The sequence below is a fragment of the Gracilibacillus alcaliphilus genome (genome assembly GCF_016909015.1).
GTDB lineage: Bacteria > Bacillota > Bacilli > Bacillales > Amphibacillaceae > Gracilibacillus > Gracilibacillus alcaliphilus.
On sequence record NZ_JAFBFA010000003.1, the window covers coordinates 23,646 to 39,445 of the forward strand.

Below are 15,800 nucleotides of genomic sequence, written 5' to 3' on the forward strand. Positions count from 1 at the left end.
ACCCATCTAATGAGATTTCTTCCTTAATATAACTGCTTCTTGCGAATAAAACAAATGAGAAAAGCACTTGCAGTCTGATGAACCAAATCCTTTGACAGGCATTTCTGCCCCATTTTCATGTAATAAGCGATGAAAAAGCTGACATTCGCCTTCCTCCCCAGAAAAAGTTTGAATTTCTTCTATTTGTAAATAGGGTCGTAAGTAATCAAAATGCCAGCGCAACTTTTTTTCTTTTTGCATATGACGTTTGAGTCTGGAATCTATATTCCGTTTGGCACTGCCGACATAGACATACAAACCTTTTGGAAAATCAAATCTTCCTAATTTACCTATCGTGAGATGTTTTTGTTCATGTGGTAACAGGGCTTTAACAGTATAAAGTGTATCGGACTTGTTAATGTTACAGTTTATGTTTTCCATTTTAGTTCACCCCTTCTAAAACTCTTGGTGACAATATGCCCCTCCATTTAGGAGCCAGTTTCAATACAAACCTTTGCAATAAGTTATATATACGTCCTATAGATTGGCGGATACCTTTAAGGTGGCACACCCGTCTCTTAATGTTTTTTGATCAAATATAACTTCCTAAACTGTAAGGGCGTATAAGTCGTTGTTTTCCTAAAAAAGGAAACGAAATAACTCGCGTCAGAAAAGCCGCAAAAATGAGCTATCTCTTGAATTTTTAAGGAAGGGTGATTGATTAGTAATTCTTTTGCTTTATTGACTCGATAGGTTTGCAGAAAGGAAATGACGGTTTCCCCCATAAATTTTTTAAACACCCTTGAGAGATACTGCGGACTGACAAATAAATCTTCCGCTAACCCCTCCAACGTAAGTGCTCGGTCATAATAATTCTCGATAGCTTCTATTGTAGGTAATACATAGTTGCGATAAAGCGAATGATCACTATGCTCTGCTAGATGATCTTTCCGACTTAAATTCAATAAAAATTCATAGGCAGAGGTGGATAGCTTTGTTTGATTCTTTACACCAGACATATGCTGATCTACTACCTCGTCAATCCAATCACCAAATGAGAAAGAAGTTGTATTCTCACTAACCACATAACTCCTTTTTCCAACAATGTTCTCCAAGTGATCACTTAATGTCCCATTAAAAGTTACAAACTTAGTTAACCACCCTTCATTAGCATAATACGAGTGCGGGACAAAGGGACGGATCAGAATACCTTTGGACGGTGGCAAACGAATAATTTCTCCATTAATACGAATTTCTCCAATACCTGCTTCTGTCTGTAACCAATGAAAATGGGGATATCCATCCGGACGAACAATACTCTCTTGATTCCAATGATTCCCTATGCTAGCAATTGCAATCGGAAGGGAACTGTTAGACACTTGAAAAAACAATGGCATATCTATCACCTCTGGTTCTAAATTTCATATAATTTATTTCATACTTTCATACATTTAGCCCTTGAACTCCGGTATAATAATATTACCATAAATATAGAAAGGTTGATGACTAATGAAGGAAATACAACATTTTTTGTATGGCGGAGATTATAATCCGAATCAATGGGATCGTGAAACTTGGAAAGAGGATATGACTTATTTTAAAGACGCCCGTATTAACAGTGCTACTGTTAATGTTTTTTCATGGGCAAAAATCCAGCCTACAGAACATCAATATGATTTCTCTGAATTAGATGACATCATGGATATGTTAACGAAGGAAAATTATCAAATTGTCTTAGCTACCTCCACTGCAGCTTTGCCTGCTTGGATGTTTAAGAAGTATCCAGAAGTAGGCAGAACGGATTTCGAAGGCAGACACCACAAGTTTGGTCAGAGGCATAATGCCTGCCCGAACAGCTTGGTATATCAAAAATACGCCAAACGCTTAGCCTCCAAACTGGCTGAACGATATGGAGATAATCCTCAGCTTGCCTATTGGCATATTAATAATGAATATGGCGGAGAATGTTTTTGCGAAAATTGTGAAAAGGCTTTCCGAATCTGGCTGCGCGACAAGTATAAAACCATTGAAGCCTTAAACAAGGCTTGGAATTTGGAATTCTGGGGACATACTGTATATGAATGGGATGAAATCGTCTTACCTAATGCCTTAAGTGAAGGGATTTCCTATAAAGATACTGCCTTTGCCGGCATCTCGATTGATTATCGCCGGTTTAATTCTGATAGTATGCTGGAAAACTTCAAAATGGAACGAGAGGCTATTCGAGAATGGGATAAAGAAACCCCTATTACCACAAACTTAATGGGTACGTACTATTATTTGGATTATTTTAAATGGGCCAAAGAAATGGATATTGTCTCTTGGGACAGCTATCCAGCTTATAATACACCTTGGAGTGAAGTTGCACTGCGACATGATTTAATGCGCGGTTTAAAGAAACAGCCGTTTATGCTAATGGAACAAACACCCAGCCAGCAAAATTGGCAGCCTTACAATTCACTGAAAAAGCCAGGCCAGCTGCGAGCTCAAAGCTTTCAGACGATTGCACATGGTGCCAATACGATTCAGTATTTTCAGTTAAGACGTTCAATCGGCGCCTGCGAGAAATTTCATGGTGCTGTTATCGCTCATAGCGGAACCAATAATACAAGGGTTTTCCGGGAAGTGAAGCAAATTGGCGAAGAATTAGAAGCCGTTGGCAAGGAGCTGCTTGCTACCAATATCAAAAGTAAGGTTGCCCTTATCTTTGACTGGGATAATTATTGGGCATTGGAATATACAAGCGGCCCTAACAAAGATCTCACTTATGTAGAACAAATTCATCATATCTATCAATATTTTTACAAGCAAAATATTTCGGTAGATTTGGTTTCCCTCGACGATGATCTGTCCGATTATCAGCTAGTACTTGCACCTGTTCTCTATATGATAAAAGAAGGAACAGCCGAAAAGATTGAAAAATTCGTTGCTGAAGGAGGCGTGTTGGTGACTGGCTTTATGAGCGGTATTGTGGATCAATCCGATAATGTCCATCTAGGCGGTTATCCTGGACCATTGCGCCAGCTCTGCGGGGTTTGGGTCGAAGAAATCGATGCACTGGCACCAGAGCAGCGCAACCAAATTGCTTGGACAGACGGCCAGCAAGGAGAAGGGAAATTAGTCAGCGATATTATTCATTTGGAAACAGCTCAAGAATTAGCACAGTATGCTTCCAACTTCTATCAAGGCACTCCTGCTGTAACCGTAAACGATTATCAAGCAGGAAAAGTATATTATTTTGGTACGTCATTAGATGATGACAGCTTAGCGATTTTATTAGACAAAGCAGCAGCCAGCGCACATATCGAGAAAGCTGCTGTCGATACCAAATTGGAAATTGTGACAAGAGAAGGAAATGACGTCTCGTTTACCTTTATCATCAACTTTACCGACGAATCTGTGCCAGTACCAGAAGCATTCACAGGTAAAACAGACTACTTAACCAATCAAACCATTGATGACCAGTTAGAGCTTACTCCTTATGATGTATTGCTAATTAAAGAATAATCTGAGGAACAAGAAGAGGAGCAATAACAAGTGGCTAGTAAAGAATATAAAAAAATTGCTAGTGAGATATTGGAGGCCGTTGGCGGTTCCGATAATATAATATCCATGGCACATTGTGCAACGAGATTACGACTAGTAGTTAGAGATAGAGACATTATTGATGATGAGAAAATCGAAGCAACCGATCAAGTAAAGGGGTTTTTCTTTACTTCTGGACAATATCAAATCATTTTAGGAACAGGCATTGTCAATCGTGTCTATGAGGCAATGGAAGAAATCGGCGTTTCTGCAACATCTAAATATGAATTAAAGGAAGAAGCCTCTCAACAGGAGGGCAGCAAATTAAAACGTTTGATTCGTGTTTTCGGTGATGTATTCGTTCCTATCATCCCTGCTCTGGTAGCTACCGGGCTATTTATGGGGATGCGCGGTCTAATTACTCAGCCGCAAATGCTTAGTATATTTGGACTGACTCCTGAGGATATATCACAGAATTTTATTACGTTTACAGAAGTCCTTACTGATACAGCCTTTGCCTTTCTGCCTGTTTTAGTATGCTGGTCAGCCTTTAAAGTCTTTGGTGGCAGTCCATTGCTTGGTATCTTGCTGGGTCTCATGTTAGTTCATCCAAGCTTGCCTACCGCATGGGAAGTGGCAGAAGGTACGGGAGACCCATTAGTATTCTTTGGCTTTATCGAAGTTTCTGGTTATCAAGGATCCGTATTACCTGCATTTATTATGGGATTCCTTGGTGCCCATATTGAAAAGCGGCTCCGACGGGTCATTCCGCCTACATTTGATTTAATTATTACACCATTTCTCAGCTTGTTACTGATGATCTTTTTAGCTTTCTTTATTGTAGGACCTATTTTCCACGGAATCGAAATTTTGATGTTAAGCGGAGTAGAGTTTATCTTAGGATTGCCATTGGGTATTGGCGGCTTTCTGTATGGTGCCCTCAATCAAATCATTGTGGTAACTGGGATACATCATGCGCTGAATTTAATAGAAATCCAATTGTTAGCAGATACAGGCTGGAATCCAATTAATCCAATTGGTTCGGCATCTATTTGTGCGCAAGCGGGTGCTGCCTTGGCAGTAGCTATCAAAACAAAGCAAGCAAAGATCAAGGCGATTGCCTATCCATCCACTGTATCTGCCTTATTGGGTATCACAGAACCAGCTATTTTTGGGGTTAACCTTCGTTTTATGAAGCCATTTTTAATGGGATTAGTTGGTGGAGGTGTCGGTGGTTTCTTAGCAACCATTCTGCAGTTAAAAGGAACAGGCATGTCCATCACAGCCATCCCTGGTATACTGTTATATTTGAACGATCAAATTCTGCTTTATTTGCTTGTATGCAGTGTTGGCTTTGCCGTTGCCTTCCTATTAACTTGGTTATTCGGCTATAAAGACGGTATGTTATCCAAATAAAAGAAAATTTCCATCAGCAGTGAGTTCTTGAGCTCCTGCCTGATGGTTATTGAATTGTAGCAGCAAATTAACGTTAGGAGGTTATTATGGAATTATCAGAAAAAAATATAGCAGCAGCAAAATATACACCATATGATCAATGGCCAACAAACCATATCGAAAACTTGCAGAAAAAGGTTCAGCGTTCCAAATGGCGATTGGCCTACCATATTCAACCGGAAACAGGGCTGTTAAATGACCCGAATGGGTTTAGTTTTTTTAATGGGAAATGGCATTTATTTTATCAAAGCTTCCCATTTGGCACATTCCATGGTTTAAAATCATGGTACCATGTAGAATCTGTTGATCTTGTTCATTGGGAAAATAGAGGATTGGCTATCCCTGCGGATACTGCCTATGATAGTCATGGTGCTTATTCCGGCTCTGCGATTCCATTGAATGATCAACTTCGCCTTTTTTATACCGGAAATGTAAGGAACAAGGACTGGACTCGATCCTCTTTTCAATTAGGGGCCACCATGGATACAAACGGCGATATTGCCAAATTAAAAAAACCATTAATTGCAGAACTGCCTGAAGGCTACACGAGTCATTTCAGAGATCCGCAAGTATTTGAATACCAAGATAGGTATCTAATGTTAATCGGTGCGCAAACTGAGCATAAAGAAGGACATATTTTAATCTATGAAAGTGATGATTTACTGACGTGGTCACTGCTTGGTCCATTAAACTTTACCGATCAGCAAATGGGCTATATGATTGAGTGTCCACATCTAGTTAGAGTGAATAAGACTCCCATTTTAATCTTTTGTCCCCAAGGGTTAGATCAAAAAATCGTAAGTTACCAGAATAGTAACCCTAATTGTTATCTGATAGCAGATGAGCTAGATGTAACCAATCGCTCTCTCCTGTCTAAACAGCCGATAAAAAGATTAGATGACGGATTTGATGTTTATGCCACACAAGCAATCGATGCCCCGGATGGCCGAACATTAGCGATCAGTTGGCTGGGATTGCCCGAGCAAGGTGAATACCCCGTTTCCGTTGATGGCTGGACCAATTGTTTAAGTCTAGTGAAAGAATTGACTATTATAGATAACCATCTCTATCAATACCCAGTAAAAGAATTTCATGCACAAAAGACGTTAGTTTATGAGAAACAGCACACCATTGATGACATAACACATGTTTATCAGGCAAATGACAACTGCTATGAATTAGAAATAACTATACCCGCCAATAAACAAGGAGACTTGTATCTATTAGCTGATAAGCAAAAAAACCGTTACTTACAAGTGACATTTGACTCCGCCTCTGGGATAGTTCATGTAGACCGCTCAAAGGTGGGGCTTGTTCAGATTGAGGAAACAAATTCCGTAAGAACAACGACATTACCGAACTATAGATCGATTAAAATGAATATCTTTGTTGACCATTCCTCCATAGAAATATTTTTCAATGAAGGGTATAAAGTACTATCTGGTTTAGTCTTCCCAGAACAGGAAGATACGAATATCTGGATTGAAGGCAGCGAACTCACTTATAAAGAGAGGCTGTATACCATCTCTTTATGAACAGATAAGATACTAAAGCGAAACTGCCATCAGTGAGTTTCCTTGGTTAGCATAATAAACAGAATGCTGTTACAACACGTAAATATTACAAGTTGTAACAGCTTTTTTTGATTGTTCGCTAATGATGGAAAAGTGCATTCACATAAGGCTTTTTTCCAGCTTTCTAAGCCAGCTTCAACAGATAGAATCATAGCATGAAAAGGATGGAATAGCCTTGGTCTCTGATTAAAAAGTGGTTCATAGGGGGCTTGAACAGATAAGATAAGCCTGGCATCTTTGCAAAACACGACTCCTTAAAGCTTAAACAGCTAGGTAGAACCTGGCCTCTGATGAAAAGCCCATTTCTTGGAACTTGAAGCGATCGACCAGCCATAGAGGTGTCAACAAAAAGGGAGATCTTGACGACACTCCTTTTCAACCATCTGAAAAGAAAATGTCTTTGCATAAGTCAGTCGGACTGCTTCCATCAAACCTTCTTATCAATGGTAAATACCTATAGCTGGGAAACAAGCACATCCCGCGTTTTTGTGCTGAATGTAACTGCCATCCATAGATCAAATCCTTTGTGTGGTGCAAAGAAACAGACTGTCGCACCATATGAAGTTCCCTGCTTTATCCAACTTATTCTTTCACGCTAATCTCTCTTACTATCCCATCCTGTCCTCCTAGAATCACTAGATCTTGATACACTGCCGGCGTGGAGTAGACACAATCTATTGAAAAATGATAGGCATCTGCACATTTACCAGTGGATAATTCGATTCCCATCAGTAATCCATTCACACCCATAACATAAGCTCGATCTTCATAAAGGAGTGGGGAGGTATAGTACGGGTACCGATAAAATCAACCGTTCATTTATTGAAGCCAATGCTGCTAATGCAGCGATTGAATTTAATATGGCAAAAGATAACCTTGTCATTTATTTTGAAGATATTTTCACCCGTCAGGAACAGCAGAAGCTTTGGCATCCCATCGATAACCAAAATAAAGCGAAACTTATTCAAAGTTTGAAGCTAGGAGACCAAATTGTCGCCAAAGAAACACTAACCACCATTTTATCTGATTTAAACAAAAAAGATATAACCGTTCCTATCTTCAAGTGTTTATGTTTTGAGATTATTAATACGATCTTAGAGAATATCCCTGCAGAAACATCAAAACATGCCGCAGAGGATGTGAAGGCAATTGTTGAATTTCGCTCGCTGGATAACCTAGAAGCCAATATTAATCGCTTGATCGTAAAAATTTGTGACGATATCCAACAGAAAAAGGTCAGCAACAATCTGATACTGCGAGACAACATCTTGACCTACATTCACCAGCGTTACAAGTCCCATGACTTGTCCATTGATGAAAGCACTGAGAAATTCCAGCTGTCACCTTCTTATCTAAGTCGATTTATCAAAGAACAAACAGGTGAAACCTTTTCACAATATGTCTGGAATTTACGACTTGACGAATTTAAGCGTCAACTGATGGAAACAGATTTGCCGATTAAAACCATTGTCAGCAATATTGGCTATATTGACATTGCCAACTTCACCAGACGATTTAAAAAGGCAGAAGGATTAACACCGGGACAGTATCGAAAATATAATGCTGCACAATAAATCAGCTGGAAGTGTGACCATTTGTCCAAGATTGACAAAAATCACACTTCCAGCTGTATCTTGAGAATGATTGATTTTTAACGGAAAGAGAAAGAGGCTATTGTTCCCTGAGACAAAGTGTATTTGCTGATTTATTCTTTTTTTCCATACAAGGTGTATCTGGTCTCTTTTTCAAAAAGGGGTACCTCTTTTTGAGTTCTTTTTTCCATAGGCAGCGCACTTGTACAATTTGTTACATCCGAAAACGGATAAATATCATTTAGAAAATCGATAAACTTCCCGCTTTCTATTATTTCAATTAGTTGGTTGAGACCAGCTAAAGCTCCTTTTTCTTCAAACGATGTCAGATTGTTTTTTCTTATTTCCTCTTTAAAATCATCTTCGTCTATTATAATATAGTCCTTTCCATTAGGATTTACCAGCACATCCAGTTCGAGGTCTACATTATATATATTATTGCCGATACTGAAGCACGGTGAACAGATATCACAATTAAAGCTTCTTTTTATCGGACCGTTTTCAGGAAGGAGCTTGCCTTCCCTGTCAAATGTACAATTAATTTCGAACCATTTATCGTAGAAAGAATAATGTCTCAATATCGACTGATAATCATCGATTCTAACGTCAAATACTACTACGTTATCATTCCACAATTTCACATTTTCCTTTTTCACTTGAAAAAGCCGGATTTCCTCTGACCCATGATAATTATATAGATTAAGTTGACTGTCTTTTATGTTAACCGCCTCCTATTCATCCCACCAACTCGTCTCCATATCAATCAGCCAGTGGTTTCGCAGCATCAAGGCTCGTTCCAATGCAGCGATAGTCGCAGCAACAACAAGAGTGACGTTTAACCAATCAGGAAGCATGAATGGTGCTTCAAATGATCCCCATCTATCCGCAATAAAAGGGATATGTGAAATCAGAGATGCCAGCTGTGGCAGACCAAGCACAAGTGAGATCAGCAAGATTACGATCGCTGCCACACCAATAGCTGAACTGAATTGAGGAAAGCTAGCATCAAACCTTTTTCGCAACCCTTCTGCCGAACGGCGATCAGGTGTTAATACATGTTCTTCTTCCCCATCTTCGGTGACATAATGCATACGCCTCACCCCATAAGTCGTGGTAGCTGCTTCAATTACACCTCCCGGGACAGGAAAGGTGGCAGGCAAAGAAGAGGTTGCGTAGTGCTTTCCATCCCGATATAATTCAGCAACAGACTCCTCACTAAAGTAATCAATATGAACAGCATAGGTATGCATGTTACCGTCCTCTTCCAGCAGCTTTGCATAAAACAAAGAACGATAAAAAACCTCGTAAAAACGATAAGGCTTCAAGGCATGACCATCCCCTGGTTTCACCTTCTTGATTGATCTTTGACGCTGTCGATGTTTCCATAAACGTAACACAGCTTCTCACCCTTCTCTCACGTTTTATAACTTTAATAGAGTATACGAATCTCCACTAAAAAAGTTTCTAAAAGGTTCATTTTCTGTTAAAAGAGATGCAAACAAGCATTGCACTTGGTACTTTATTACGCAAATTCTCAGAAGAGTGACTTCCGTTTGATGAATTTCTCTATACAAGCAGCTTGATGATTTGCAGCTAGCTGGATTTTATTTTCTGGTATTCTTCTTTGCCAGATGCTTACGGTATGTTTACTAGCCTTATCTCTGGGCTTGTCTGTTATTTCTATGATGACGGACTTTTCCACGGCCTCACCTCAAGTTTTGTCCGTCATTTCCCCGATGACGGACTTTTCTATGCCTTTCCCTCGAGTTTTGTCCGTCATTTCCTCGATGGCGGACTTTTCTATGCCTTTCCCTCGAGTTTTGTCCGTCATTTCCCCGATGACGGACTTTTCTATGCCTTTCCCTTGAGTTTTGTCCGTCATTTTCTTAATTAGATATTTTTGAAAGGTTAGTATTTTGTCTTTTTAAAAACCCCTTTAGATACTAATCATCTAAAGGGGGAGGTCATTATTCGTTCTCTTTTACACCGCTGCCTACACTAAAACCAACTAACATTTGCATTTCAAGCATTTGCAGCTTACGCAAGGCGATTCCTTTCTCACTATCTTCCGCACCATCTCGATAGACACGCTCTACTTCATCGACCATCGCAGCCGGATCCCAGCGACCCCGCTGCTTAAGATCGTTGTCTATCTTTTGGCCTTCATCGTACAGCAAGGCATGGATCGGGTGATCGCCTGCCAGTCTAAACCAATACTTCGCATTAGGAAAATCCCCTTCCCGACGGTGCATCACACCATGCAAATAAGAACCTAAGGAATCTTCTAAGCCTTGTGAAATATCATGAGAGGCGTCTAAATCATCATTCAATAACAATAAACTGCTGCGAACAGCTTCCACTACTTGTTCTGATGGTAAGGCTTCCCCCTCTGACACAATATCTTCCGCCGTTATCGTCGCAGTCTCTTCACTTAATGCCGGATCCCATACCTTATCTGGCACAAGCAGAGGCAGCGGATCTCTGTTATTCAGCCGTTGCAATATAGTTGTAATTCCTTCCATGAAACATCTTCCTTTCTTGATCATTGGACTTATTATTTATTATACATGGTGAACGGACAACGAAAAAGGGTTTTCATTGTCTGCGTTATTACCCCTTTCCCTAATTTGCCTTCTTTCAAACGCACCTCCATCTATACAATTTTTTTTCTTGGGTCTCTTTATTGTTACAGCTAACTTTCACTTATTATTTTCAACTACTATATAAAAGTGACACCTTCACCATTTATTTAGGTGAGGGTGCCATTCTTCGTTTATTGTTCTGATCCAGCTTTTCGGCGGTATATAGTGATAACTATTACACCAAAGATAAGCGCAAGAGTTCCAAACAGTAACCAATTAAACATATTTGTTGTGGTATCAGGTAACGCCTCTTCTTCTACTTCTAGCTGTTTATCAGCTGCATGTTGTTTGCTTGTTGATTCCCCTTGTGTTGCTACCTTCTTACTATCCATCGGATTCGTATTCATCGGCTCTTTTTTTGTATCTGTTGGTTGCTTGCCCTCTGGATCTTCTTTTGTACCCATCTGTTTCTCTTCTATTTCTTCCTCATCCTTTGGTTTTGTTGGTTTCTCCGGTGATTCTTCCTTCTCACCGTTTGGTTTTTCTGGAGGCAGATTCTCTTCTTCTTCGGCTAAAACACCATAAATAGAGAAATATGAAACAGTTGCTGTAAGTTGGTTCGCGATTTGTTCGCCGCCGATGTATTCCCATATCTGTGTTTCGCCATTGTAATGATACAATGCTGCTTGCTCCTGCTCATCTTCTACACCCATGGTAAGAATAAAATCACCTGCATAATCTTCTTTACCCTTTGGATAAGTAAATATAAAATCATACAACTCTCCTGTTCGCACAAATCCGGATATTTGAATGTCTTTGACCGACTTGACCTGTAAGGTGGTGCCTTCTGGTAAGTCCTCTGGTAATTGAATAGTCGTGTTAGTTTCTTTAACCTGAACAAATGCACCTGGATAGACTAGTTCTGCCGGTTTATCCAAGATAATCTCTACCATCTTGGGCGGATTGACAACGACTTTGACGGTTGCTTGTTTAGCCTCAGGATTGAGCACATCATCTGGTAAAGTAATATCTCCATTAAAAGTGTAAGTACCCACTAGATGCGGATCATAAGCTGGTTCACTTGCATACCAATGAACGGGAACTTGCAGCGTTGCCTTATTTGTTAGGATGATTGTTACCTGATCCGGTAAGGAAAGATCTTTCCTTGCCGTACCATATGCAACAGACAGATCAGTAAGTTTCTCTATATTTTCCACTTGTACTTTTTCCGTTTGTTGCGTCGTCACTGTCAACGTGGCTTCTTCTGATAGGTTATTAGAATAATCCACTGCTGCAAGCGAGTAAGTATACGTTTCGCCGGGTTGCAATGTTTGATCTGTATATGTTGCTGCCTCTCCATCGATCGTTGCAATTTCTTCCCCATCACGGAATAATATATACGTCTTTATCCCAGCTAAATCAAAAGCAGAAAATACTAATGTAATAGTATTTGTGGTTGTTTCTAGAGCCGATAATTTCAGATCGGCTGGTGCGGTTGTATCGACAATGTGAACAGTACGAGTACCGCTCGTTACATTACCTGAACTGTCTGTGACGGTGTATATCAATTCATAGGTACCCACTTGTTCGATATTCACATCTCTTATGATCTTGATTTGATCGCTAATATCTCCATCATAGTTATCCTTCGCTATGGCACCTGATTCTTGATAACTGTCACCAAGCTCTAAAGTGATTTCAGCCTTCCCTTCTAGAATGATCTCAGGATTGGTTGTATCCACCACTTCGACCGTTCGCATTACCTCTGTTTGATTACCAGAACTATCTGCCACTTTGTATGCCACTTGATAGCTTCCTAGTTTGCTTATATCCACTTGCCCTGTTATGATCATTTGATCACTGATATCCCCATCTGCATTATCGTGCGCTGTTGCCCCTAATTCTTCATATGCCGTGCCAACTTCAATAATCAATGGATTATCTCCATTTAGTGTGATCACAGGAAATTCTTCATCTACTACATGTACCGCTCGTGTTCGATTGGTTTCATTTCCCGCTGCATCTTGTACACTATAAGTTAACTCATATATACCTATTTGACTAATATCTACCTCTCCTGTAATAGCTACTTCTAGATTTTCTGTAAGATTATCTTCTGCTAGATAACCAGGGTCCGCAAAGATTTCGCCATATCGTACAGAGATAGGATTATCGCCAAGCAAGGTCAATTCTGGCGCCGTACGGTCGATTCGGACTACATTCTCTACCACCTCACTAGTATTGCCTGCTTGATCGACTGCTCGTGCGTAAATTGTGGTTTCCCCTTCTTCTGTAATGACAACATTTCCAGCATACGCCAGCCATTCCTCTTCTGTTCCGTGCAATTGATATTCCACGAAACTTGTATCATCCTGTTTATGCATGGTCACAGCAACGGTTGCCGCATTTGTCCATGCACTCGTCTCCACTTCCATACTTGGTTCAGCTGGTGCTGTCCGCTTGATTTGCACTGTTGCTTCCGTTATCTCACTGTTATTCCCTGCTTGATCAACCGTACGGGCATATACAACGGTTTCCCCTTCTTCGCTAATCGAGAAAGCTTGCTCATAGATTTGCCACTCCCCTTCTTCGATACGATATTCGGTTCGGGCTGTACCGCTTTCATGATCTTCACCAGCAGTAATGCTTACAACCACTGCCTCAGCATTGGTCCAGCCTTCTGCGTCCAACATAATCGCAGGTGATCCTGGCATGGTGTTGTCGATGATAAACTCACCCGATAGAGCAGCAACCGATTCCCCGTGATCGGTAACACTCTGGACGCGAATTTCTGCCTTATCCGTATCCAGACCAATTGGGATTTCTAGTGCCACAGTTGTTGGCGGGTTTTCCTTGTCGTCCTCTGTAGGATAGACTTCTTCTGTTAACACTTGCCGCTCCCCATCATACAACTGAATGACATAGTGGCGAGCGGATCCACTCCCCCAATCGGTGGTCGCTTCCCACTGAACCATCTGCCTCCCACCTTTAAGTGGTGAAGGTGTGGTTACAGATTGAGGTGGTTGAGGGGACACTTTCCCCATCACTTCTACTTGTTGTGAGGCAAAGCTCTCAAAGTTATGAACCGTTTGCGTGACATAGTATCCTTCTCCAGCACTTACATTCTTAAATGTATAGTTTCCGAATGTATCTGCCGTACCGGAGGAAATTTCCTGCACACCTTGATATAGCATTAGCTCAGCATTTTCTTCTGCTCCGTTGACGCTGACGTTTTCGTACCCTCCCATAACCGCTACTCTTTGCGGTGCAACAATAACGGTGCGCGTTGCGCTCGCTTTATTGCCATATTCATCTTCCGCTATATACGTGACTGTATATTCACCCACTTCTGCCATGTTCACAACTTCTGCGGAATCGTTCGTGACTGGAACATCTGCACCAAAATAATCCTCTGCCGTTGCTCCCGGATCCGTGTATGTACTTCCTTTTTCCACTTTGTACGAGTCCTGCCCACTAAGGGTAATTGTTGGGGCTATATCGTTAATCACGTTCACTTGCCGTGTCTTCTGCATTTCATTTCCAGCCTCATCTTGCACAGTATAAGTGATAGTATACTCTCCAACTTGGCCGGTCTCCACTTCCCCGGAAATCTCAATCTCATTCGTCAAGTCGTTCTCAAAAGCATCTTTCGCAGTGGCACTTGGCTCTTCATATTGACCGTTAACCGACACTTCCAATGGGTTATCACCATGAAGTATGATCGTTGGTGGTGTGCTTATAATCGTAAATCTGTTCGATTCTGTAAAAGTGGATTCGCCTACTTCAGTGACACTTTTGACCCGAAATTTCGCCTCTTTGGTGTCTATATTTTCCGGTAATGTGTACTCATAAGTCGACGTCTCAATGTTAGTTATCGGATCATACCAGCTTTTACCGTTAAAAAACTGTAACACGTATGACCTCTGCATACCTATTCCCCAGCTATCCGGTTCTTCCCACGAGAACTGCACAGAAGTCCCACCTTGTTGAGCTTTGTCGGGAGCAGTAACGGTTTGAGGCGGCTGGGGATTTTTATATGTATATTCCAAAATATGCGCCGGTTCCAATATACCGTTGCCTGCACTATCATAAACATAAATTTCAAAGGTGTTCAGCCCGTCTTGCAAAGGAACCTGGACAGTAAAGCTACCATCATCAGCAATCTCTCCATCTGCCTGCTTCTCGCCGTTATCTTCGTATATGGCAGCCACTCCGATCGCTGAATGATCCCCAAGCACATCGATCATCAAGTCGCTGACAACCTGTCCTGAAATGACTCCTTCGTCTTCTTGAACCGTAAGCGGGGGATCATCTAATGTTGACACCGGAGCCGTCACATCCACAACGAATGGTGATGCCTCATTAACAATTGGGTGAATAATACCATTAACGACCCCATGCCACGGTATGACGACATATGAGCCTTCATCTAAGGAGGAGCTGCTTTCTCCCGTTAGTACAACCGTCCCATCCCATCCGCGTTTGATATAGCTTCCAGGCATAAGTCCGTTGGAGGATTCAATTATAGTTCCTCTCCAGCGTGAGGAATCGGGATCATATACATCCAACGAAAAGTACTCGGTATGCCTATTAATTTTAAACCTAATATCTGTCGTATCCTGTGTACCATCATCATTTGGAGAGAAATACTCGGGATACAGAATAATATCGGTCACCACAGGTAAATCGGAATCGTTGTCTTCATTCATCGTAGATGGAGCTGCCCCTTCGGTTAAAGCAGTCTCCCCTTCCTCAACAGGAGTATCGGTTTGTACGAGCTCTATCGACTGAGAGCCAAATGAGCCTACATGCTCTGGCTTCTCTAAGGAAGAAATGTTGTCTTGATCTATGTCTACTAATGTATGTAAATTGATATCTTCAAATCCTTTGGGTTTTAGTTGGTTGGAATTGTCGGCTGCCCATGTTACTTGAACAGTGGACAACCCAGAACTAGAAAGCCAACTAGTACACACCAGCAACAAGATTAAAAAACACTTTCCTAAGAAACTTACACTACATCTAACATTTTTATCTATCATTCTCTCACCTTCCACTAACATTTTTATAGTCTTATGATTATAAACGGGTTCCCC

At 40.9% G+C, this 15,800-nt stretch carries 11 protein-coding genes; 4 read left to right on the forward strand and 7 right to left on the reverse strand.

Annotation, left to right across the window (positions count from 1 at the left end; all coding sequences use genetic code 11):
- Positions 1-6 precede the first annotated feature (6 nt).
- Positions 7-420, reverse strand: a complete 414-nt coding sequence (locus JOD18_RS03120; RefSeq protein ID WP_204667481.1) for a GIY-YIG nuclease family protein — start codon at positions 418-420, stop codon at positions 7-9.
- A 137-nt stretch (positions 421-557) separates the two neighbouring features.
- Positions 558-1,376, reverse strand: coding sequence for an AraC family transcriptional regulator (locus JOD18_RS03125; protein ID WP_204667482.1), 819 nt, complete (start codon positions 1,374-1,376; stop codon positions 558-560).
- A 112-nt stretch (positions 1,377-1,488) separates the two neighbouring features.
- On the opposite strand from JOD18_RS03125, the gene JOD18_RS03130 reads away from it, so the two are divergent.
- From JOD18_RS03130 to JOD18_RS03140, 3 genes are all read left to right on the forward strand, one after another.
- On the forward strand, positions 1,489-3,486 hold the full coding sequence (locus JOD18_RS03130) for a beta-galactosidase (protein ID WP_204667483.1): 1,998 nt from the start codon (positions 1,489-1,491) through the stop codon (positions 3,484-3,486).
- Positions 3,487-3,516: 30 nt separating this feature from the next.
- Positions 3,517-4,920: a sucrose-specific PTS transporter subunit IIBC gene (locus tag JOD18_RS03135; protein ID WP_204667484.1), complete on the forward strand. Its 1,404-nt coding sequence runs from the start codon at positions 3,517-3,519 to the stop codon at positions 4,918-4,920.
- A gap of 86 nt (positions 4,921-5,006) precedes the next feature.
- Positions 5,007-6,494, forward strand: coding sequence for a sucrose-6-phosphate hydrolase (locus tag JOD18_RS03140; RefSeq protein ID WP_204667485.1), 1,488 nt, complete (start codon positions 5,007-5,009; stop codon positions 6,492-6,494).
- 621 nt (positions 6,495-7,115) lie between these two features.
- On the opposite strand, the gene JOD18_RS03145 is transcribed toward JOD18_RS03140, so the two are convergent.
- Positions 7,116-7,283: a hypothetical protein gene (locus JOD18_RS03145; RefSeq protein WP_204667486.1), complete on the reverse strand. Its 168-nt coding sequence runs from the start codon at positions 7,281-7,283 to the stop codon at positions 7,116-7,118.
- A gap of 26 nt (positions 7,284-7,309) precedes the next feature.
- Between JOD18_RS03145 and JOD18_RS03150 the strand changes: the two genes are divergently transcribed.
- Complete coding sequence (locus tag JOD18_RS03150) at positions 7,310-8,107, forward strand: helix-turn-helix domain-containing protein (protein WP_204667487.1); 798 nt, start codon at positions 7,310-7,312, stop codon at positions 8,105-8,107.
- 131 nt (positions 8,108-8,238) lie between these two features.
- Here JOD18_RS03150 and JOD18_RS03155 read toward each other — a convergent pair whose 3' ends face one another.
- The 4 genes from JOD18_RS03155 to JOD18_RS03170 form a co-directional block, all read right to left on the reverse strand.
- The gene (locus tag JOD18_RS03155; RefSeq protein ID WP_204667488.1) at positions 8,239-8,766 is read right to left on the reverse strand and encodes a DUF402 domain-containing protein; all 528 of its coding nucleotides are present in this window, start codon (positions 8,764-8,766) and stop codon (positions 8,239-8,241) included.
- Positions 8,767-8,856: 90 nt separating this feature from the next.
- Complete coding sequence (locus tag JOD18_RS03160) at positions 8,857-9,522, reverse strand: hypothetical protein (protein ID WP_204667489.1); 666 nt, start codon at positions 9,520-9,522, stop codon at positions 8,857-8,859.
- Positions 9,523-10,092: 570 nt separating this feature from the next.
- Entirely contained in the window at positions 10,093-10,647 is a 555-nt protein-coding gene (locus JOD18_RS03165; protein ID WP_204667490.1) for a hypothetical protein, read from the reverse strand.
- Between the two features lie 251 nt (positions 10,648-10,898).
- On the reverse strand, positions 10,899-15,746 hold the full coding sequence (locus tag JOD18_RS03170) for an immunoglobulin-like domain-containing protein (protein ID WP_204667491.1): 4,848 nt from the start codon (positions 15,744-15,746) through the stop codon (positions 10,899-10,901).
- Between the last annotated feature and the right edge of the window lie 54 nt (positions 15,747-15,800).